Below are 19,744 nucleotides of genomic sequence, written 5' to 3'. Positions count from 1 at the left end.
CGATGGAGGCATCACCGTGAAACTGACCAACCCCGTCGAGGACTGTCTCCTCGCTACCACCGGCAACGATATGGACGTCGCGCTCCTCGTCGCACTCGGCGTGCTCCTCGTCGGTGGCGGAATACTCGCCCTCGTGGCTCGAGGACGCAACAAGCGTCTCGGAACCGTCGTCGCCGTCGCCGCCGCGCTCATCGTTGCGCCGGCGTTCGTGAGCGCCCCCGCACACGCGGCCGCCGGCGACGACTGCCAGCCCACGGCCACCCAGCCAGCGCAACCGGCAACGGACATCACTCCGGCCCCTGTGCCCGAACCTGAGCCGGAGCCCGAACCGGAGCCGGAGCCTGAGCCGACGTGTGACGCTCTGACGTTCGACTTCGTCGCGGAGCGGAGCGACGACTATGGCCGCGCCATCATGTACAGCGGTAACCCATGGGATGAGTACTACTCCGCCGGCGGGATCGACCCGATGCTGTTGCAGAACACCTGGAACACCCGCGTGCTGTTCACCGCGATGAGCCCCACCAACGTTGAGCTTCAGACCGAGCGATTCAACGACGAGGGCATCGTGCTCGGGGGCATGGAGGTCCGCAGCTGGGGCCTCGACATCGACGGCGAGGGCGCTTTCACGGCGCTCGACGACTACATCGAGCGTGCCGAAGAGTTCGGTGAGTCCATTCCGGGTACGGAGTACGTCGGCATTTCCGTGCGATACGAGCGCGTCGCAACCGTGCAGTTCGGCTACGTCGACGACTGCGGCACGCACGAGTTCGTGGTGGACGCGAGCGTGAACACCCGCGACGACGAGTGGCGCACCGACGTTCCCATCGTCGGCAATGACGACAACGACGACCGTGGCGTCGGCCCTGGCAACGACGACGCCGGTCCCATCGAAGATGAGAACGACGACACCGTTCCCAGTAACGGTGACGACGGTCGCGGAAACGACGACGAGAACGACGACATCGTTACCGATGGCGGAAACGACGACGCCGGTCCGATCGAGGACGAAAGCGACGACGTTGCGCCCGGCAACGACGACGAGAACGACGACCACAACGACGACCGATAAGGTCGGCCGAACCGGTCGCTTCACACACGCGATCAGGGGCGGGGTTCCATGCGCGACGCATGAACCCCGCCTCTGTCGTGCCTCCCTCCGACCGCAATCGTCTGGAACGCGGCGAGCCATGACTTCCGGCACCGCTGGCGCGACGCACTCGGAGCTTCCGCCCGACATCGAACGAGGTAGTGGTATTCAGAGCCCGGAGCTGAATCTCAGCCTGAATCCGAGGAGCCCGTCGCGCCGAGCATTGATTGTTGTAGGGCGGGTGGGACTTGAACCCACGATCGTCGGGTTATGAGCCCGCTGCCTTGACCAGCTTGGCCACCGCCCCCTGTCGACAACGAGCCTACCGGGCGCGTCACGCACCGCGATCCCCTCGTCGGGGCGCGTCAGTGATGCGGCCCGTCCGAGCGGGGTGGGAGGTCATCGTCATCGTCGACCGGTGGGTTCGGCCACACCTTGGCGACCGCCTCGGTGACGCGGACCGAGCCGGTCGTGGGGTGCGCGATGTCTGCTCCGCTGCTCCCCCGCTGGATCGGAAGCTCCTGACTCTCGCTGACTACCTGCGGATGGTTGCGTGCGAGGTCGTAGACACCGATGACGGCGATGATGCCCGCGATCCCGAATCCGATGTACGCCCACAGCGGTGCGTTCGCCGCCTCACCGAGCACGAACAGTCCGATCATGATCGCCACGATCGGATCGATCACCGTGAGCCCGGCGATCACGAGGTCGGGCGGCCCGGACGAATAGGCGGACTGCACGAAGTAGGCGCCGACCGCGGTGACGATCAGCAGCGAAGCAAGGCACAGCAGCGTGAGCCATTCGAAATCACCGCTCTGGATGCGGCTGATGACGACCTTCGCGAGGGTCGCGACGAACCCGTACATCACGCCGGCGCCGACGATGTAGAACAGCGCCTTCATGCCATGGCGAAGCCACAGCCACAACCCGCCGAAGATCACCATCACGACGGCGAGGATGATCAGGATGGTGATCAGTTGGCCGTCGCTGACGGGCCGGTCGGTTGCCACCAGCGCGGCGATCGTGACGAAGATGAAGATACCGCCGGTGCATTCGATGATCGCGCGCACGGAACGTTTCGTCGGCCGGTGTCCGCTGATCCGCGCGTTCAGGAGCGTGGTGATCACGAGGGCGATCGCGCCGAGGGGCTGCACCACGATCAGTGGCGCGAATGACATCGCCGCCAGCTGGCAGACGATCGCCAACCCCAGCATGACCGACCCGGCAACCCAGGACGGGCGCGTCAGGAGCCTCCCGAGCTGAGCGAGCGTCAGACCTCCCGACGTTGCTCCCCCGTGCAGCTGCTCGACCTTCGTCACGCCGCGATGTTGATACTGGGCCCCGAAGGACATGAACACGGCACCGAGGAGCGCGAGAGGGATGCCGATCAGCAATGAGGGGTCAGCGAACACACCCGCCAGCGCGTTTCCGACATCGCTGAGGTTGTCGATCTCACCCATCACCCACGTCACCCTAAGAGGCTACTCGGACAGGTCGCGGACTAGGCTCAAGGCGTGGCTGTTCTCCCGATCCGCATCATGGGCGATCCCGTCTTGCACGCCCCCGCTTCACGCGTCGAAGTCGTCACCGATGAGATCCGTTCTCTCGTCGATGACATGTTCGAGACGATGGATGCCGCGCCCGGGGTCGGCCTTGCCGCCCCGCAGGTCGGCGTTCCCTTGCGGATCTTCACTTATGCGTACGAGGACGATGAGGGGGCGCCGTGGCGGGGTGTCATCATCAACCCGGAACTGTGGATGCGTCCTCTCGAGCCGGGCGCGCCTGACCCGGACGAGGAGTCCGAAGGGTGCCTGTCGTTTCCGGGCGAGCGCTTCCCTCTGCGCCGCTCGGATGCTGTGCTGGTGACAGGAACGGATGTCGACGGCGCGGATATGCGCCTCGAAGTCGACGGGTGGCGAGCGCGCATCCTGCAACACGAGTTCGATCACCTCGACGGCATCCTCTACATCGATCGCGTGGGCGACGGTGACTGGAAGACGGCGCAGAAGATCGCGCGAAAGCGCGGCTGGGGGCGGCCCGGAAACTCGTGGATGCCCGGGGTCGACGATCTGGACGCCTGACGGCACGAGAAAGGCCCGGGGTGGAAGCCCGGGCCTTCGGTGAGAGTCGCGGTAGATGAGCGCGGATCTCTCGCTCCCCGGCTTGGACTCGAACCAAGAACCTATCGGTTAACAGCCGATTGCTCTGCCAATTGAGCTACCGAGGAAGAGCCCCGCTCGCGCGAGGCAACCTGACCATCTTAGCAAAGGCCGAGGCGTGCTCGCGACGTCAGGTAGAGATCAGTCGACGATCTGCGCCGCTGCCGGGGGTCCACAGCAGATCGTCCACGCTCGGACCGTACGCGACGGCATGTCCCGCGCGCAGAACCAGCACGTGGGCGTCCAACTGTGTGGCCGTTTCGGCCTCGTTGGTGACCAGGAGGGTCGACATGCCGTAGTCGCGTCGCCGCCGCACGATGGCTTCGCGCACCGCTTCGCGCACCTCGATGTCGAGATTCGCGAACGGTTCGTCCGCGATGAGGACGCGCGGCTGAAGGACGAAGCTACGCGCGATCGCGACGCGCTGCCGCATGCCGGCGCTCAGTTCGTAGGGGTACTTGTTCGCCGCACCGAGTGGCAGCATGAGTTCGTCGAGCAGGGATGCGACCCGCACCGCGAGCGCCCGTTGATTGACGTTGCGATCGCGGCTGGTGATCGGATCACCGATGACCTCCGACACGGTCTGGCGTGCCGGCAGTGCCGCGCCCGCCGACTGCGGCAGATAGCCGGCCACATAGGTGAGCACGCGATGACGCCGACCGGGTCGGCGCACGGAGATCCCCTCGACCCATGCATCGCCACCGACGACGGCGAGACCTGCGTCGGTCACGCCGGCGAGCGTCTTGGCCAGGCTGGACTTGCCAGAGCCCGTTGGGCCCATCAACGCGAGGGTCCCGGCGGACTCAACCTCGAACGTCGCACCGTCGACCACTCGTTCGGAGCGCGGTCGACCCGCCCGAGCGATGGAGAGATCGACGACCCTGATCGGGCGGGGTGTCTCTGTCATGCCGCTCATCCCGCCATCCTGCCGGTTCCGGCCCCTGGTCGCCACCGAAGACTCACGACTCTTCAGAGAGTCGTCTGCGAGCAGCATCGATCTCGCGCAGTCGCACACGGATGTCGCGGCCCTCGGCCGACTCCGGGAGGACGCGCTGGATGGCGCCGAGCAATTCGGTCTTCTCCGACTCCAGCGCGCGACCGATCAAGCGTCGTGCGAGATCGGTGGTCGACGACAACGCGGCTTCGTCTGTGAGCGCGGGAAAGTCGGCGGCGAGCAGCTCGCCTCCCAGAGACCGATACGGCTCGCGAACCGCGGAGATGGCGGCCATCGCCCAACCCACCCGCTCACGATCGGGCGCCGCCGCGATCGCCTGGCGAACGGCATCCAGCGCCGGATGCCGGAACGGTGCCTCGATTGCGCGGTCCACCAGCTCGGTGTCGAGCCGGTGACCGAACTGTAGGAACCCCATGAGCGCATCGCGTTCGAGGGCGACATCACGCGACCGCGGCAGGGACGCCACGGTGACCCGCTCGAGCGGCGTTTCGGGGCCGGCAGACGACGAGTGTTCCCGACGCTGCGGGGTCTCAGCGCGTCGCCCCTGCTCACGCCCGACGCGTTCCACCTCACGACGCACGTCCTCGGTGTCCATCCCGAGGCGGCGTGCCAGAACGCGCACGTACTGTGGCTGGACGAGGCGGTCGCGCAGATCGGCGACCACCGGGGCCGCCGCACGCAGCGCGCCGACACGTCCTTCGACGCTCGACAGGTCGTATCCCGCGATCCGCTGGTCGAGCACGAACTCGACCATCGGCGACTTCGTCTCCAACAGTCCCCGCACGGCGCCGTCGCCGCGCTGCAATCGCAGATCACACGGATCCAGTCCCTGCGGGCCTGTCGCCACATATGTCTGAGCGTTGAACCGCTTGGCATCGGCGAACGCGCGCAGCGCGGCCTTTTGACCTGCGGCATCCGGATCGAAAGTGAAGACCACTTCGCCCGCCGTCGTGTCATCGCCCATCACCCGGCGCAGGACGGTGATGTGGTCGGCGCCGAACGCCGTGCCACATGTCGCCACGGCGGTCGTGACACCGGCCAGGTGGCACGCCATGACATCGGTGTAGCCCTCGACGACGACCACCTGGTGTCCGCGCGAGATGTCTCGCTTGGCGAGGTCGAGCCCGTACAGCACCTGAGCCTTCTTGTAGATGGTCGTCTCGGGCGTGTTGAGGTACTTGGGGCCGTTGTCGTCATCGAACAGTCGGCGCGCGCCGAACCCGATCGTCTGGCCCGTGACGTCGCGAATCGGCCAGACGAGACGGCCGCGGAACCGGTCGTACACGCCACGCTGCCCCTGCGAGACGAGACCCGCCGCGCTCAGCACTTCGTCGGTGAAGCCGGCACCACGCAGCACAGAGAGCATCCCCGACCAGCCACGAGGCGCGTACCCCACGCCGAAATGCGCGGCGGCACCGGCATCGAACCCCCGCTCGCCCAAGAAACGGCGCGCCGTCTCGGCCTCGGGAGTCATCAACTGGCTACGGAAGAACTCCGCTGCGGCGGCGTTGGCCGCGTACAGGCGCGTACGTCCTGTCGTGTCCGGTGCCGCACCGCCGTCCTCGTAGTGCAGTTCGTACCCGATCTTGGCGGCTAGCCGCTCGACGGCCTCCTGGAAACTGACGTGGTCCATGGCACGCAAGAACGAGTAGACATCACCAGACTCCCCGCATCCGAAGCAGTGGTAGAAGCCGTGTTGGGGACGCACATTGAAGCTGGGGCTTCGTTCATCGTGAAACGGGCACAACCCCTTGAGCGAACCGACACCGGCCGCTTTCAGCGCGACACGCTCACCGATCACATCGGCGATGTTGGTGCGCGCCTTGACCTCGTCGACGTCCGCCTGCCGGATGCGTCCGGCCATCAGTACGGCCCGACCGAGGGGTCCGGCACCCGAGACCCCGGGCTCCAGACTCCGATCGATGCGGCATCGACCTCGCCGACGAGCCTGCCGTGCCAAGCGATCGCGATCTGGTCCGTGAGGCTCGCCACCTGGTCGACGACGACGCGTCGGCGCTCGATGTCGGACTCCGCGTGTGCGAAATCGACCCGGTACATCGCATCGAGAGCGTCAGGCGACTCCCACAGCGCCGTCGCGAGGCGCTTCAAAACCCGTCGCTGCTCCTTGTAGAGCGACTTCCTGCCCTCGATGGAGACCACGGACGCGCCGATGATGCCCTTCAGCACCGCCATTTCGGCTTCGATCACACGCGGGACGACCACGTGAGCACGGTACCGCGTGAGGACCGGGACGGAGTAGGCCTCGCGCGTCGCCGTGGTCGCAGCCCGTGCGAAGCGCCCGATCAGATCCGAGGTGAGGTTCTTCAGGCGGGCATGCGCAGCACGGGTGCCGTCGAACGCGGTGATCCATTCCGGCATCCGCATGAGCCGGTACAGCGCGTCGGCGAGTTCGTCGCGGGCGAAGTCGTATCCGACCCACGACTGGATCGCGGTGAGCAGCATCTCGTGCTGCGGTGAGTCCACCAAGTCGGCCGGATCGAGATAACCGTTGACCACCGCGTCTTCGAAGTCGTGGACGGAGTAAGCGATGTCATCCGACAGGTCCATCACCTCGGCCTCGATGCACCGCACGCGCCCGGGGGCTTCCTCGCGCATCCAGTGGAAGATCGGCTCGTCGTCCGGGTAGACCCCGAACTTGAGGCGTCCGCCAGGGTCGGGCAGCGGATGATCAGCGGTCCACGGGTATTTGCACGTCGCGTCGAGACTCGCGCGGGTCAGGTTCAGCCCGAAGGTCTCGCCTCGGTCGCCGACGACCTTCGGTTCGAGTCTCGACAGGATCCGCAGGGTCTGGGCGTTGCCCTCGAATCCTCCGATGTCGTCGGCCCATTCGTTGAGGGCGCGTTCGCCGTTGTGGCCGAAGGGCGGATGTCCGAGATCATGACTCAGGCACGCGGTGTCGACGACGTCGGGCGAGAGGTGCAATGCGGTCGCGAGCTCGCGACCGACCTGAGCGACCTCAAGTGAGTGGGTGAGCCGATTGCGGGCGAAGTCCACCGGGCTGGCCGGGCTCAGCACCTGGGTCTTCGCTGCAAGCCGACGCAATGCCGCCGAATGCAGTACGCGCGCGCGATCGCGGGCGAAGTCGTCTCGCTGAGATCTGTGTCGCTCGGAGTGGAACCGCTCCGCATCCGCGTCGTCATACCCACCGGGACGCATCGTGACCGACTCACCCGCCACTGTGGTCGAGCTCCGCTTCAGAAAGATCACGGGATGCGGCATCGCCGAGGACGCGCGAGTCCAACCATCCGTCGGGCAGCGCGGTGCGCTTGGGGGAACCTGCACGCCCGCGCTGCCCCTCGGCCGCCTCGCCCGGGTAGGGCGCATCCAGATCGAGCGTCGACAGGATCTCGTCGATCTCAGCCAGGCTTCCGACCGTCGCGAGCCTGGCGCGCGTGTCGCCGCCCACGGGATAGCCCTTGAAGTACCACGACGCGTGCTTGCGGATGTCGCGGCATCCGCGATCTTCATCCTCGAAGAACTCGACGAGCAACTCGGCGTGCCGACGGAAGGCGTTCGCGACGAACCTGAGGTCAGCGTCCACGGGATCGCCGATCGCGGCATCCCGCCTCCCGAGCCTGCGGGCGAGGTCCCCGAACAGCCAGGGCCGCCCGAGGCAGCCACGACCGACCACGACGCCGTCGCAGCCGGTTTCGAGCATCATCCGTGCTGCGTCTTCGGCCGACCAGATGTCGCCGTTACCGAGCACCGGGACACTCGTGACGGCTTCCTTGAGACGCGCGATGGCCTCCCAGTCGGCAGTACCCGAATAGAACTCCGATGCCGTACGGGCATGCAGAGCGACCGCCGCGACGCCGGCGTCCTCCGCGATCCGCCCCGCGTCGAGATAGGTGAGGTGATCACGGTCGATGCCCTTGCGCATCTTGACGGTGAGTGGAATGTCGCCGGCGGCGCGAGCCGCACGCGTGACGATGTCGCGGAACAGACCGAGCTTCCACGGAAGTGCTGCTCCCCCGCCCTTGCGTGTGACCTTGGGCACCGGGCACCCGAAGTTGAGGTCGATGTGGTCGGCACGGTCTTCCTCCACGAGTACACGCACCGCGGATTCCACCGTGCTCGGGTCGACACCATAGAGCTGGATCGAGCGGGGTGTCTCGGACTCGTGGTGCGTGATGAGCCGCATCGTGACGGCATTGCGCTCCACCAACGCACGCGACGTGATCATCTCGCTCACGTAGAGGCCCGCCCCGTACTCGCGGCACAGCCTCCGAAACGCGGTGTTGGTGATGCCTGCCATCGGCGCGAGGACCACCGGCGCATCGAGCTGGATCGGCCCGATGCGCAGGGTGCGTGCAGGGGCAAGGGCGGTACTCACCCCGCCATTCTCCCATTACCGCCAGGCCCGCGGCCGCCCGCACACGGCTTACGCTGGAGACCATGACCGACCAGACCACGCCCGACCTGCGCAGCATCCCGTTTCAGACCGCCGAAGGCACCACGTCGACGCTGGCCGAGTACGGCGAGGACACCGTTCTGCTCGTCGTCAACGTTGCGTCCAAGTGCGGTCTGACCCCCCAGTACGAACAGCTCGAGCAGCTCCAGAAAACCTACGCCGAGCGGGGCTTCAGCGTCGTCGGATTCCCGTGCAATCAGTTCATGGGCCAGGAGCCCGGGTCGATGGAAGAGATCCTGGACTACTGCGCGACCACGTGGGGCGTCAGCTTTCCCGTCAACGACAAGGTGAAGGTCAACGGGCCCGGCTCTGCCCCCCTGTACCGGGCGCTGAAGAAGGCGCACGACGAAGAGGGCAAGAAAGGCCCGGTGCTGTGGAATTTCGAGAAGTTCGTGCTGACGCCTTCGGGCGACGTGCACCGCTTCCGGCCGAAGACCACGCCCGATGACCCCGAAATCGTCGCGGTCATCGAGCGCAACCTCCCGCGCTGAGTGGCTATTCGGCGTCGACGGGCGCCTGGTGCTCGGCCCAGACCTGCCTCACGATCTGGCTGAATGCTTCGGCCGGCTGGGCGCCGGACACGCCGTACTTGCCGTCGATGACGAAGAACGGCACGCCGTTGATGCCGTAGGCCGCAGCCTGCGCCTTGTCGGCCTGCACGGCGTCGAAGAACCGACCGGATTCGAGCGCCTCGCGCGCGGCGTCGGCGTCCAAGCCCGCGTCGGCGGCCAGCGCCACAAGCTCATCGCTCTGCCCGAGGTGGCGCCCCTCGGTGAAGTAGGCCGACATCAGCCGCTCGGCGAGTGCGTGTTGCGCGCCGTTCTCCTTCGCGAAGTGCAGCAGCTCGTGGGCCTTGACGGTATTCGTGTGCTTGAGAAGGTCGAAGCGATACTCCAGCCCCGCGTCGGCGGCGACACCGGTCACGCGCGTGAGCATCTCCTGAGCCTGCGCCTCGGACACACCCTTGTGCTGTGCGAGGTACTCGACCTCACCTCCGTCGAAGTCGACGGGGGTGTCCGGAGCGAGTTCGAACGAGTGGTACGTCACCTCCACGCGAGGGGCGTCCTCGTCGCCGTCGGTGGCGGCGACCCCGTTCTCGAGGTTGCGCTTGCCGATGTAGCACCATGGGCAGGCAATGTCGGACCAGACGTCGATCTTGATGGTTTCAGTCACGACAACCCGAAACGGTCAGGATCCCGCGGGTATTCCTCGGCCGTTCACCCGGCCGGAGTGTCGACGGCGCCCCCGAAACGTCGATCGCGGTCGAGATAGCGCGAGATCGCGTCCCACAGGTCGGTCCGCGAGAAGTCCGGCCACAGCCGGTCGAGAAAGACGAACTCCGCGTACGCGGATTCCCACAGAAGGAAGTTCGATGTCCTCTGCTCGCCGGACGATCGAACGAAGAGGTCGACGTCGGGCATGTCGGGAACGTACAGGCGTCGCCGGATGAGCTTTTCCGAGATCGCGCTCGGCGACAGGCGTCCTGCCTTGACGTCCTCCGCGATCGACCGCATGGCATCGACCAACTCGACCCGCCCGCCGTAGTTGACGCACATCGTGAGCGTCAGCACATCGTTGTCGCGGGTCAACTCTTCGGCGAAGCGAAGCTCCTTGATCACCGAGCGCCACAGTCGTGGTGTGCGTCCCGCCCATCGGACGCGCACGCCCCACTGGTTGAGCTGATCGCGTCGGCGATGCAGCACGTCGCGATTGAACCCCATGAGAAAACGCACCTCGTCGGGTGAACGCGCCCAGTTCTCGGTTGAGAAGGCATAGACGGAGATGTGCTTCACACCGGCTTGGATCCCCCCGGCAACCACGTCGAGCAGTGCGGCTTCTCCCGCCTTGTGCCCTTCGATCCGCGTGAGTCCTCGGCGGTTGGCCCAGCGTCCGTTGCCGTCCATCACGATGGCGACATGGTCGGGAACCGCGCCCTTCGGAAACTCCGGCGGGTAGATCCCGGTCCAATCGACGGGTCGATAGGGCACCGCGTCACGATGGGTGTAAGGCTTGGACGTCATCGAGCTCCTCCTGCGCCGACGTGACCGAGCGAGCGGATGCCGCGCTCGAGGTGCCATTGGGCGTACGCGGCGACCAGCCCCGATGCCGCGGCCGTCGCCGCGGGGCTCGCGGCATCCACGTCTTCCCACTCCCCCGCCATCAGAGCGCGCAACAGGGCCACCGCGGGCGCTGCAACGCGGGCGGATCCGGTCGGCGCGCACTCGGCGCACACGACGCCCCCCAACTGGGCGACGAACGCGTCATGCGGACCCGGGCGCCCGCAACGCGCGCATTCGCCCAGACCCGGCGCCCATCCCGACAGCGCCATGGCCCGAAGCAGGTAGGAGTCGAGGATGCTGCGCGCCGCATGGTCGCCGCGCGAGAGAGCCCGCAGTCCACCGACGAGCAGGAGGTACTGCTCCGGTGTGGCTTCGGCCTCATTGAGGCGATCGGCTGCCTCCACCATCGCGTGGGCTGCGGTGTAGCGCTCGTAGTGGGCGGCGATGTCGGCACCATATGAACCGAGTGACTCCGCCTGCTGCACGATGTCGAGCGAGCGTCCTCGGTAGAGCTGCACATCGGCGACCATGAACGGTTCGAGCCGGGCACCGAATCGCGAGGACGTCCGCCGGATCCCTTTGGCCACGGCGCGCACCTTGCCGTGGCGGCGGCTCAGCATCGTGACGATCCGGTCCGCCTCACCGAGTTTGTGGGTGCGAAGGACCACGACGTCATCGCGATACGTGGGCACCCGACCATTATCCCGCTGCCCGTCGTCACCGGCCCCGTCGACACACGTTGCCCGGTCGCCGTCGCCGCATCCGCCGCGCCTAACTGCGGACCTTTCAGACGACACGCCGGATGCGGCAGCCCGTGCACGGCGTGTCGCCTCCGCGCCCCGTCATTGTGCACGTCCGGGGCCACAATGGAGGGCGTGAACGAGCCGCTCTTCGTCATCCCGCTGTGGGCCGACCTCATCGCCGTCGGACTCGGCGGCGTCCAGGGCGCGCTGTTCGCCTCCGGCTTCCAGGGTGAGCGGCGTCTGGACCTGCTCGGTGTGGCCATCATCGGCATCATGATGGGCATGGGCGGGGGCCTCATCCGCGACCTTCTCCTGAACGTCGCCCCCGCGACCCTTCAGAGCAACTGGTACCTCGTCACCGCCACGCTCGCAGCCCTGGTCGGCATGCTCCTCGCGGGTATCTTCCACCGGCTCAACGCCGCGATCGTCGGGCTGGACGCGGTCGTGATCGGGCTGTTCGGAGCGTTCGGCACTGGCAAAGCGCTCGCCCTCGGACTCCCGGTGGTCCCGGCGGTGTTCGTCGGTGTCTGTTCAGCGGTGGGCGGCGGCATTCTCCGCGACATGATGATGGGCATCCCCGTCGCGATCATGCACGTCGGATCGCTCTACGCCGTAGCAGCCGGCGCCGGGTGCGCAGTTCTCGCCGGCGCACACGCTCTCGGTGCGCCGATCGTCATCGCCTCCATCGCCGGCATCGCGGTGACCACGGTGATCCGGCTGCTCGCGGTCGTGTTCGACATCTCGCTGCCCGAGCAGCGGGCGCTGCATCGACGCAAGGTGGCGATCGAAACCTCGACGATCCCGATCATCAAGCCCTGACCGGATGCCGGTGGGCACCCGGTCAGAGGTGGTCAGACGCCGGCGAGCTGGGGCGAGTGGGTGCGCATACGGATCGCGCGATTCACACCCGACACGATGGCCTTGAGGGATGCCGTCGAGATGTCGTTGTCGATGCCGACACCCCACAGGCGCACACCGTCGACCTGAAGCTCGACGTAGGCGGCGGCCTGCGCATCGCCGCCGGCGCTGAGGGTGTGCTCGACGTAGTCGTAGAGAACGATCTCGTAGCCGCGTGAACGGACGACCTCGAGGAATGCCGCGATCGGTCCGTTGCCGTGACCGGTCGCCTCGTGGACGTCATCGCCGTCACGCAGGCGCACCTCGAGCGCGACGTCGCCTGACATGTCGCTCTCGGTGCGGGTGCCGAACAGCTCGAAGCGGCCCCAGCGGTCGTCGGCTGCATCGGCCGGCAAGTATTCGTCCGAGAAGATCGACCAGATCTGCGTGCTGGTGACCTCGCCGCCTTCGGAGTCGGTCTTGGCCTGCACGACCCCCGAGAACTCGATCTGCAAACGCCGCGGCAGGTCGAGGGCGTGATCGGTCTTCAGCAGGTACGCCACACCGCCCTTGCCGGACTGCGAGTTGACGCGGATCACCGCTTCGTACGAGCGCCCGAGGTCCTTCGGGTCGATCGGCAGGTACGGCACCGCCCACTCGACCTCATCGACGGTGACACCGGCGGCCTCAGCACGCGCGTCGAGAGCCTCGAACCCCTTCTTGATGGCGTCCTGGTGAGATCCGCTGAACGCCGTGAAGACCAGGTCGCCGGCCCACGGGCTGCGTTCGTGGACGGGCAATTGATTGCAGTATTCGGCCGTGCGCTTGATGTCGTCGATGTCGCTGAAGTCGATCTGCGGGTCGATGCCCTGCGTCAGCAGATTGACGCCCAACGCCACCAGGTCGACGTTTCCGGTCCGCTCGCCGTTGCCGAAGAGGCACCCCTCGATGCGGTCGGCCCCCGCCATGTAACCCAGCTCGGCGGCGGCGATCGCCGTCCCGCGATCATTGTGCGGATGCAGTGAGAGGATGACGTTCTCGCGGTGGTTCAGGTGGCGCGACATCCACTCGATCGAGTCGGCGTAGACGTTCGGCGTGGCCATCTCGACGGTTGCGGGCAGGTTGATGATGACCTTGCGCTCCGGCGTCGGTTCAAGGATCTCGAGCACCTGGTTGCAGATGTCGGCGGCGAACTCGAGTTCGGTGCCGGTGTACGACTCGGGCGAGTACTCGTAGAAGACCTGCGTCTCGGGAATGCGCTTCTCGAACTCGCGACACAACCTCGCACCCTCGAGGGCGATGTCGACGATCCCCTGCTGGTCGGTGCGGAAGACGACCTCGCGCTGCAGCACGCTCGTGGAGTTGTAGAGGTGCACGATCGCCCGCTTGGCGCCGGCGATCGACTCGTAGGTGCGCTCGATGAGGTGTTCGCGCGCCTGCGTCAGCACCTGGATCGTCACATCGTCGGGGATGGCACCCTCGTCGATCAGCTGACGGACGAAATCGAAGTCGGTCTGGCTCGCGCTCGGGAACCCGACCTCGATCTCCTTGTACCCCATGCGCACGAGCAGGTCGAACATGATCCGCTTGCGTTCCGGACTCATCGGATCGATGAGCGCTTGGTTGCCGTCTCGGAGGTCGACCGCGCACCAGCGTGGGGCGGTGGTGATCCGCGCGTCCGGCCATGTGCGGTCGGGCAGATCGACGCGGATCTGCTCGTGGTACGGCCGATACTTGTGGATCGGCATGCCGGAGGTCTTTTGGGTGTTCTCCATGATTTCGTCGCTTCTTTTCTCTGCCGAATCGGATGCGGTGGCCCGATCGGGGCTTGGCTGAGTGCCGGATTGTTGCGGACCAACGACAACTGCCGCGACGAGGAAGGTCCTAGAACGAGGACTCGTCGCGGCGGCTAAGAAGGAGAAGCCCGCCGAAGCGCATGGGTCGATGGTAGCAGGCATGCCGAACCGGTGAGACGATCCGCCGGACTGGGACACTCGAGGGTATGACCTCTCGATCGCGCCTTCGCCTTTCCGTCGTCGCGGCCGGCATCCTCGCCCTCGGGGTTGCGGGCTGCGCCACGCCGTCACCGGATGCGCCCGGCGGACTCCCGTCGTCGACGGTTCCCGCCCCACCGATCGGCGAGGTCATCGGTCAGGGCACGGTGCTCGACGACGGTGAGGGCGCCGAGTTGTGCCTCGGCGCCGTGATGGCGTCGAACCCGCCCCAGTGCAGCGGCATCCCGCTCGTGGATTGGTCGTGGGATGCCGTCGACGGCGAAGAGACCGCGTCGGGGACCACGTGGGGCACATACGCGGTGCAGGGCACATACGACGGTCGCTCGTTCACGGTCACTCGCACGCCGATCATGCTGGCGCTCTACGACCCGATGGCTCCGGCCGATCCCACCGGAGGGCGCCCCGGCGCGGGTACCGAGGCGCAACTTCAGGAGATACAGGACGAGGTGCCGGCGCTCTTCGGAGACGCAGCCTTGTCTTCGTACGCCGACGACGGGTGGCTCTGGATCGACGTCGTCTGGGACGACGGCACATGGCAGGACGCGATGGATGCCGCCTACGGCGACGACGTCGTCATCGTCCGCTCGGCGCTCCAGCCGGCCGGCGGCTGAACTCCGAGTCGCCGCTCCTCTCGGCGCGCGACTGTGCGGTGCCGTCGCGCGATGCCGACGCCCGGTGTGCGACGGAATGTCCGAGGTCTGTGATGTCCTGTCCGACTGGCCATCGGCTGGTGGTGCTCGAGGAGAGAGCACCTGGTTCGACCAGAAGGTTCTGACATGTCAGACATCAACAGCAACGACGACACGACGACGACCGGCACTCTGCCGCCCGCAGGGTGGTATCCCGATCCGGCGAACGCGTCGGTGCAGCGATATTGGAGCGGAACCGCCTGGACCGAGGTCACGGGCGCGCCGGATGCGGTGACCACCCCGGCAACGAGCCGGGACACGGCGGCGAGGGTGTCTGCTACCGGAACACCCCGTCGCGGCCTGCGGTGGTGGCACTGGGTTCTCATCGCTGTCGGGGCGATCGTGTTGGCCGGCATTATCGGCGGTGTCCTCGGTGGTGGAAGCGAGAACGACGCGGATGCCGCAGACGGCGCCCAGCCAGCGGATGTTCAGGAGACGTCCGAGCCCCTCGCAGATGAGGTCGACACGACCGTGGACGTCCCTGACGTCATCGGGCTGACCGTCACGCAGGCACGCGTCGCGTTGGAATCCGCCGGGTTCGTCTTCAGGATCGATGACGGCGCGGGTGAGGACTGGATCGTCGTCACGCAGGGCCCCGACGGAGGCGCCGCTGAGCTGGGCACGAACGTTTCGGTGCTCGCCGAGGCCCCGCAACCTGAGTACACACTGGCGCAGGAAAACGCGCTGCGTGCCGCCGAGTCATACCTCGAATTCTCTTCGTTCTCTCGTCAGGGTCTGATCGATCAACTCTCAAGCGAGTATGGTTCGGGCTTCACCGTGGAGGACTCGACGTGGGCCGCCGACGCCGTCGGCGCCGACTGGAACGCCGAAGCCGTCGAGGCGGCCACCTCATACCTGGAGTTCTCGTCGTTCTCCCGCCAGGGTCTATACGACCAGCTCACGAGCCCGTACGGCAGTCACTTCACCCCCGAGCAGGCGAGCCACGCGCTCGCGGCAGTCGGGTACTGACGCCTCACAGACCGCGGGCGGTCGGCGCGGGCATTCTGGGGAGATGCCTCGCACCGAGGGGGCCGGAGCCGGCCGCCCGCACCGGAGTCGCACCGGTCAGAACCCGAGACGCCCGAGCTGTTTGGGATCGCGCTGCCATTCCTTCGCCACGCGCACGTGCAACTTCAGAAAGACCTTGGTCCCGACGAGAGGTTCGATCTGCGCACGGGCGCGGGCGCCGACGTCTCGCAGGCGCGATCCCTTGTGCCCGATGATGATCGCCTTCTGGCTGTCACGTTCGACCACGAGGTTCGCATAGATGTCGGTCATCGACCCCGTCTCGCGCTCGGCGATGTCATCGATCGTCACCGCGATCGAGTGCGGCAACTCGTCACGCACGCCCTCGAGGGCGGCCTCGCGGATGATCTCGGCGATACGGTCCTCGAGCGACTCGTCGGTGACGACATCCTCCGGATACAGCGCCGGCCCCTCGGGCATGAGCTCCAGCAGTTCGTCGGTGAGCACGTCGAGCTGTTCGCGGGTGAGCGCCGACAGCGGGATCACCGCGGCCCAGTCCTCGCGCAGCGCGTCGACCTCGATGAGCCGGTCAGTGATCTGCTCGCGTGTCGCGGCATCCGTCTTCGTCACGATCGCGACCTTCTTCGCACGCGGGTATCCCGAGAGCGACCGCGCGATCCGGCGATCGCCCGGGCCGACCTTCTCGGTCGCGGGAACGCAGAACCCGATCACGTCCACGTCTCCCAACACCGACTCGACGAGATCGTTGAGGCGCTGCCCGAGGAGCGTGCGTGGTTTGTGCAGGCCGGGCGTGTCCACGATCACGAGCTGACCCGCCGGCCGATTGAGGATGCCTCGGATTGCTCGGCGCGTCGTCTGCGGTTTGTCGCTGGTGATCGCGACCTTCTCACCCACCAGAGCATTCGTCAACGTGGACTTGCCGACGTTCGGACGACCGACGAACGTCACGAAACCTGAGCGGCTCACGAGCGTTTCTCCTTCTGTGTCGGCACCTGGATCTCGCCGGTGCGCGGATTCGCGGCGTCCTCGTCGTCCGGGTCGGCCCGCTCGACGAAGACCGTCGCAAGGCCCCGCCCACGCCCGCGCGACGCTCCTCCGGTCATAACGATGCCTTCATATCGCGCCGTTGCGCCGGGCTGCGGGATGCGTCCGAGCAACTTTCCAAGAAGGCCACCGATCGAATCCACGTCCTCGTCCTCGAGATCCAGGCCGAACATGTCACCGACCTCGTCGAGGCCCATGCGTGCGCTGACCCGGAACTTCCCCGGCTCCAGTTCGGTGACCTCGTCCGCAGGCGCGTCATACTCGTCGGCGATGTCGCCGACGAGCTCCTCCAGCAGGTCCTCGAGGGTGACCAGCCCCGAGACGCCCCCGTACTCATCGACGACCAGGCACAGGTGCACCGAGTCCCGCTTCATCTGCTGTAGCAGCGTCTCCGCCTTCATCGACTCGGGCACGAAGACCGCGGGCCGCGTGATGCGTGTCACCGGAGCATCCCCCCAGCCGGGTTCGGATCCGAACCCGAACTGCACGAGATCCTTCAGGTAAATGACCCCGGCGACGTCGTCGGCATCCTCGTCGACGATCGGCACGCGCGATACCCCCTTCTCGAGGAAGATCGCCATCGCTTCACGTGCCGTCGTCGTGGAATCCACCGTGACGATATCCGTCCGCGGGATCATCACCGCGCGGACGTACGTGTCGGTGAAATCGAACACCGAGTGGATGAGCTCCCGGTCGTCCTCTTCGATCACCGAGTTCTCTGTGGCTTCATCGATGATGCTGAGCAGCTGTTCCTCGGACGCGAAAGACGCGCTGCGCGCGACCCCCGGCGTCACTCGGTTGCCGATCACCACCAGCCCGTGCGCCAGCGGTCCCAGGACGATCCGCGCGCCGCGGATGACCGGCGCCGTCGCCCGCAGGAGTGCGGTCGCATGAAGCCTGCCCCACGAACGCGGGCTGGCACCGACGACCACGAACGAGATACCGGTCATCAGCACCGCCGCGGCGAGCATCGCCCACCAGATGTTCTCGAACAGCAACGTGAACGCGACGGTCACGAGCACCGCGGCGCTCGTCTCGACGAGCACGCGGATGAACACGACCGCGGTCGCATGCGCGACCGGGTCGTGGGCGACCTTGCCGAGGGCCCCCGCATTGCGCCCGGACTCACCCAACTCGGCCATGTCCGCGCGCGACGTCACCGAGAGTGCGGCGTCGATCGCTGTCATCAGACCACCGAACGCGACGAGCAACAGCGCCGCGACGAGCAGAAGTGCTTCGGTCATGCGCGTCGACGACGTTCGGCCGTGCTGAAGCTGAGGATCAGTTCACGTTGCAGACCGAACATCTCCCGCTCCTCCGCCGGCTCAGCATGGTCGAACCCGAGCAGATGAAGCAACCCGTGGGTGGTGAGCATGATGAGCTCATCCATCGTCGAGTGCTTCGCCGCGACTGCCTGCGTCTCGGCCACCTGGGGGCACAGCACGATGTCACCGAGCAGCCCCGGCGGAGTGGGTGACTCCTCCGTCCCGGGTCGGAGCTCGTCCATCGGAAAACTCAACACGTCGGTCGGTCCGGGCTCGTCCATCCACTGCAAATGCAGGGCCTCCATCGCACCCTCGTCGACCAGCAGCAACGCCACGTCGGCATCCGGGCTCACGTGCAGCTCGGCGAGGTTGTGGTCGACCAGGCGCAAGAGGACCGTCTCGTCGACCGGCACGCCGGATTCGTTGCCGATCTCGATCGTCATGAACGTCCTCGCTTCGGGAGTCGGTCGCGGGGCCCGGATGGGCGTGACCCGCCCCGGCGTTCGGCGCGGTTGGCCAGTTCGCTGGCTTCATCGCGCTCGCGCCGCGCGGCCATCCGCCGCTCGTCGTACTCGCTGTAGGCGTCGACGATCCGCCCGACGAGCGTGTGTCGGACGACGTCATCACTCGTCAGGGTCGCGAAGTGGATGTCGTCGATGTCCTTCAGCACTCGCGTGACCAGTCGCAAGCCCGACGCACCTTCCGGCAGATCGATCTGCGTGATGTCGCCGGTGACCACCATGCGGGTACCGAACCCCAGACGAGTGAGGAACATCTTCATCTGCTCGGGCGTGGTGTTCTGAGCCTCGTCGAGGACGACGAACGAGTCGTTGAGCGTCCTGCCACGCATATACGCGAGCGGCGCGACCTCGATCGTCCCGGTCGCCATGAGTTTCGGGACGAGGTCGGGGTCCATCATCTCGTTGAGTGCGTCGTACAGCGGCCGCAGGTAGGGGTCGATCTTGTCGGTGAGGGTTCCCGGCAAGAATCCCAGCCGCTCCCCCGCCTCGATCGCGGGACGGCTGAGGATGATGCGGCTGACTTCCTTGCGCTGCAGCGCCTGGACGGCCTTCGCCATCGCCAGGTAGGTCTTGCCGGTTCCGGCAGGACCGATGCCGAAGACGATGGTGTTCTCCTCCATCGCGTCGACATAGGCCTTCTGCCCCAGCGTCTTGGGGCGGATGACCTTGCCCCGCGATGACAGGATCGCCTCGCCGAGCACCTCGGAGGGGCGCAGGCCCGCATCCGTTCGAAGGATCCGACTCGACGACGTGACATCCGCCGGCTCCAGGCGCTGGCCCGCCGCGGTCATGGCGAGCAGCTCGTCGACCAATCCCCGCGCGGCGGTGACGGCATCCGGCTCGCCCGTCAAGGTGATCTCATTGCCTCGCACATGCACGTCCACCGCGGGGTGCTCACGTTCCACCACGCGCAGGAGACGATCCTGGGGGCCGAGAAGCTGCACCATTGC

Annotated in this window: 19 protein-coding genes and 2 tRNA genes; 6 read left to right on the top strand and 15 right to left on the bottom strand. The window is 66.8% G+C overall.

Translation table 11 applies throughout. The features are described from left to right. Positions 1–16 precede the first annotated feature (16 nt). Positions 17–1,069: a hypothetical protein gene (locus tag ACFQZV_RS09260; RefSeq protein ID WP_378751872.1), complete on the top strand. Its 1,053-nt coding sequence runs from the start codon at positions 17–19 to the stop codon at positions 1,067–1,069. A gap of 251 nt (positions 1,070–1,320) precedes the next feature. On the opposite strand, the gene ACFQZV_RS09255 is transcribed toward ACFQZV_RS09260, so the two are convergent. Together ACFQZV_RS09255 and ACFQZV_RS09250 are read right to left on the bottom strand one after the other, a co-directional pair. Further along, positions 1,321–1,394, bottom strand: a tRNA-Ile gene (locus tag ACFQZV_RS09255). A gap of 58 nt (positions 1,395–1,452) precedes the next feature. Next, positions 1,453–2,547, bottom strand: a complete 1,095-nt coding sequence (locus tag ACFQZV_RS09250) for a DMT family transporter (RefSeq protein ID WP_378752037.1) — start codon at positions 2,545–2,547, stop codon at positions 1,453–1,455. Positions 2,548–2,601: 54 nt separating this feature from the next. Between ACFQZV_RS09250 and def the strand changes: the two genes are divergently transcribed. Next, on the top strand, positions 2,602–3,168 hold the full coding sequence (gene def, locus ACFQZV_RS09245; protein ID WP_378751869.1) for a peptide deformylase: 567 nt from the start codon (positions 2,602–2,604) through the stop codon (positions 3,166–3,168). Positions 3,169–3,241: 73 nt separating this feature from the next. On the opposite strand, the gene ACFQZV_RS09240 is transcribed toward def, so the two are convergent. From ACFQZV_RS09240 to dusB, 5 genes are all read right to left on the bottom strand, one after another. Next, positions 3,242–3,314, bottom strand: a tRNA-Asn gene (locus ACFQZV_RS09240). 62 nt (positions 3,315–3,376) lie between these two features. Beyond that, the gene (locus ACFQZV_RS09235) at positions 3,377–4,162 is read right to left on the bottom strand and encodes an ATP-binding cassette domain-containing protein (protein WP_378751867.1); all 786 of its coding nucleotides are present in this window, start codon (positions 4,160–4,162) and stop codon (positions 3,377–3,379) included. Between the two features lie 43 nt (positions 4,163–4,205). Beyond that, on the bottom strand, positions 4,206–6,065 hold the full coding sequence (gene dnaG / locus ACFQZV_RS09230; RefSeq protein WP_378751865.1) for a DNA primase: 1,860 nt from the start codon (positions 6,063–6,065) through the stop codon (positions 4,206–4,208). After that, a complete protein-coding gene (locus ACFQZV_RS09225; protein ID WP_378752035.1) occupies positions 6,065–7,378 on the bottom strand; it encodes a deoxyguanosinetriphosphate triphosphohydrolase in 1,314 nt (437 codons plus the stop codon). The genes dnaG and ACFQZV_RS09225 overlap by 1 nt, the downstream gene beginning before the upstream one ends. A gap of 10 nt (positions 7,379–7,388) precedes the next feature. Continuing rightward, positions 7,389–8,555 carry a tRNA dihydrouridine synthase DusB gene (dusB, locus tag ACFQZV_RS09220; RefSeq protein ID WP_378751863.1) on the bottom strand — a complete coding sequence of 389 codons (1,167 nt, stop codon included), beginning with the start codon at positions 8,553–8,555 and terminating at the stop codon, positions 7,389–7,391. A gap of 62 nt (positions 8,556–8,617) precedes the next feature. Between dusB and ACFQZV_RS09215 the strand changes: the two genes are divergently transcribed. Continuing rightward, a complete protein-coding gene (locus tag ACFQZV_RS09215; RefSeq protein ID WP_378751861.1) occupies positions 8,618–9,124 on the top strand; it encodes a glutathione peroxidase in 507 nt (168 codons plus the stop codon). Between the two features lie 4 nt (positions 9,125–9,128). Here the strand turns inward: ACFQZV_RS09215 and ACFQZV_RS09210 are convergent, their stop codons facing one another. The 3 genes from ACFQZV_RS09210 to recO are packed head-to-tail and all read right to left on the bottom strand — an operon-like array spanning position 9,129 to position 11,385. After that, entirely contained in the window at positions 9,129–9,806 is a 678-nt protein-coding gene (locus tag ACFQZV_RS09210; protein ID WP_378751859.1) for a DsbA family oxidoreductase, read from the bottom strand. A 44-nt stretch (positions 9,807–9,850) separates the two neighbouring features. Beyond that, on the bottom strand, positions 9,851–10,654 hold the full coding sequence (locus tag ACFQZV_RS09205; protein WP_378751857.1) for an isoprenyl transferase: 804 nt from the start codon (positions 10,652–10,654) through the stop codon (positions 9,851–9,853). Beyond that, positions 10,651–11,385 (bottom strand): DNA repair protein RecO, encoded by a 735-nt coding sequence (recO, locus tag ACFQZV_RS09200; protein ID WP_378751855.1) that lies wholly within the window; start codon positions 11,383–11,385, stop codon positions 10,651–10,653. Before recO ends, ACFQZV_RS09205 begins: the two co-directional genes overlap by 4 nt. 183 nt (positions 11,386–11,568) lie before the next feature. Between recO and ACFQZV_RS09195 the strand changes: the two genes are divergently transcribed. Further along, positions 11,569–12,255, top strand: a complete 687-nt coding sequence (locus ACFQZV_RS09195) for a trimeric intracellular cation channel family protein (protein WP_378751853.1) — start codon at positions 11,569–11,571, stop codon at positions 12,253–12,255. Between the two features lie 32 nt (positions 12,256–12,287). On the opposite strand, the gene leuA is transcribed toward ACFQZV_RS09195, so the two are convergent. Further along, positions 12,288–14,048, bottom strand: coding sequence for a 2-isopropylmalate synthase (gene leuA, locus ACFQZV_RS09190; RefSeq protein WP_378751850.1), 1,761 nt, complete (start codon positions 14,046–14,048; stop codon positions 12,288–12,290). Positions 14,049–14,275: 227 nt separating this feature from the next. On the opposite strand from leuA, the gene ACFQZV_RS09185 reads away from it, so the two are divergent. Both ACFQZV_RS09185 and ACFQZV_RS09180 read left to right on the top strand, forming a co-directional pair. Beyond that, a complete protein-coding gene (locus tag ACFQZV_RS09185; RefSeq protein WP_378751848.1) occupies positions 14,276–14,899 on the top strand; it encodes a hypothetical protein in 624 nt (207 codons plus the stop codon). Positions 14,900–15,064: 165 nt separating this feature from the next. Then, a complete protein-coding gene (locus tag ACFQZV_RS09180; protein WP_378751846.1) occupies positions 15,065–15,946 on the top strand; it encodes an Ltp family lipoprotein in 882 nt (293 codons plus the stop codon). A 96-nt stretch (positions 15,947–16,042) separates the two neighbouring features. On the opposite strand, the gene era is transcribed toward ACFQZV_RS09180, so the two are convergent. Genes era through ACFQZV_RS09160 form a run of 4 tightly spaced genes read right to left on the bottom strand, consistent with a single transcriptional unit; the run spans position 16,043 to position 19,741 of the window. Continuing rightward, on the bottom strand, positions 16,043–16,930 hold the full coding sequence (gene era / locus ACFQZV_RS09175; RefSeq protein WP_378751844.1) for a GTPase Era: 888 nt from the start codon (positions 16,928–16,930) through the stop codon (positions 16,043–16,045). Beyond that, complete coding sequence (locus ACFQZV_RS09170; protein ID WP_378751842.1) at positions 16,927–18,252, bottom strand: hemolysin family protein; 1,326 nt, start codon at positions 18,250–18,252, stop codon at positions 16,927–16,929. Before ACFQZV_RS09170 ends, era begins: the two co-directional genes overlap by 4 nt. Further along, positions 18,249–18,716: an rRNA maturation RNase YbeY gene (ybeY, locus tag ACFQZV_RS09165; protein ID WP_378751840.1), complete on the bottom strand. Its 468-nt coding sequence runs from the start codon at positions 18,714–18,716 to the stop codon at positions 18,249–18,251. Before ybeY ends, ACFQZV_RS09170 begins: the two co-directional genes overlap by 4 nt. Next, the gene (locus tag ACFQZV_RS09160) at positions 18,713–19,741 is read right to left on the bottom strand and encodes a PhoH family protein (RefSeq protein ID WP_378752033.1); all 1,029 of its coding nucleotides are present in this window, start codon (positions 19,739–19,741) and stop codon (positions 18,713–18,715) included. The genes ybeY and ACFQZV_RS09160 overlap by 4 nt, the downstream gene beginning before the upstream one ends. Positions 19,742–19,744 lie beyond the last annotated feature (3 nt).

Source organism: Microbacterium koreense (assembly GCF_042677105.1).
GTDB lineage: Bacteria > Actinomycetota > Actinomycetes > Actinomycetales > Microbacteriaceae > Microbacterium > Microbacterium koreense.
The sequence above is the reverse complement of the archived record's forward strand: the minus strand, read 5'-3'. Positions and strand labels throughout refer to the sequence as shown.

What these genes read in the sequence shown, in the direction of transcription:
- ACFQZV_RS09225 (WP_378752035.1), bottom strand. Translation starts at nt 7,378, where the DNA reads ATGCGTCCCGGTGGGTATGACGACGCGGATGCGGAGCGGTTCCACTCC.
- ACFQZV_RS09250 (WP_378752037.1), bottom strand. Translation starts at nt 2,547, where the DNA reads ATGGGTGAGATCGACAACCTCAGCGATGTCGGAAACGCGCTGGCGGGT.
- dnaG (WP_378751865.1), bottom strand. Translation starts at nt 6,065, where the DNA reads ATGGCCGGACGCATCCGGCAGGCGGACGTCGACGAGGTCAAGGCGCGC.
- ybeY (WP_378751840.1), bottom strand. Translation starts at nt 18,716, where the DNA reads ATGACGATCGAGATCGGCAACGAATCCGGCGTGCCGGTCGACGAGACG.
- ACFQZV_RS09160 (WP_378752033.1), bottom strand. Translation starts at nt 19,741, where the DNA reads ATGGTGCAGCTTCTCGGCCCCCAGGATCGTCTCCTGCGCGTGGTGGAA.
- ACFQZV_RS09180 (WP_378751846.1), top strand. Translation starts at nt 15,065, where the DNA reads ATGTCAGACATCAACAGCAACGACGACACGACGACGACCGGCACTCTG.
- ACFQZV_RS09185 (WP_378751848.1), top strand. Translation starts at nt 14,276, where the DNA reads ATGACCTCTCGATCGCGCCTTCGCCTTTCCGTCGTCGCGGCCGGCATC.
- ACFQZV_RS09170 (WP_378751842.1), bottom strand. Translation starts at nt 18,252, where the DNA reads ATGACCGAAGCACTTCTGCTCGTCGCGGCGCTGTTGCTCGTCGCGTTC.
- ACFQZV_RS09235 (WP_378751867.1), bottom strand. Translation starts at nt 4,162, where the DNA reads ATGAGCGGCATGACAGAGACACCCCGCCCGATCAGGGTCGTCGATCTC.
- leuA (WP_378751850.1), bottom strand. Translation starts at nt 14,048, where the DNA reads ATGGAGAACACCCAAAAGACCTCCGGCATGCCGATCCACAAGTATCGG.
- ACFQZV_RS09215 (WP_378751861.1), top strand. Translation starts at nt 8,618, where the DNA reads ATGACCGACCAGACCACGCCCGACCTGCGCAGCATCCCGTTTCAGACC.
- ACFQZV_RS09205 (WP_378751857.1), bottom strand. Translation starts at nt 10,654, where the DNA reads ATGACGTCCAAGCCTTACACCCATCGTGACGCGGTGCCCTATCGACCC.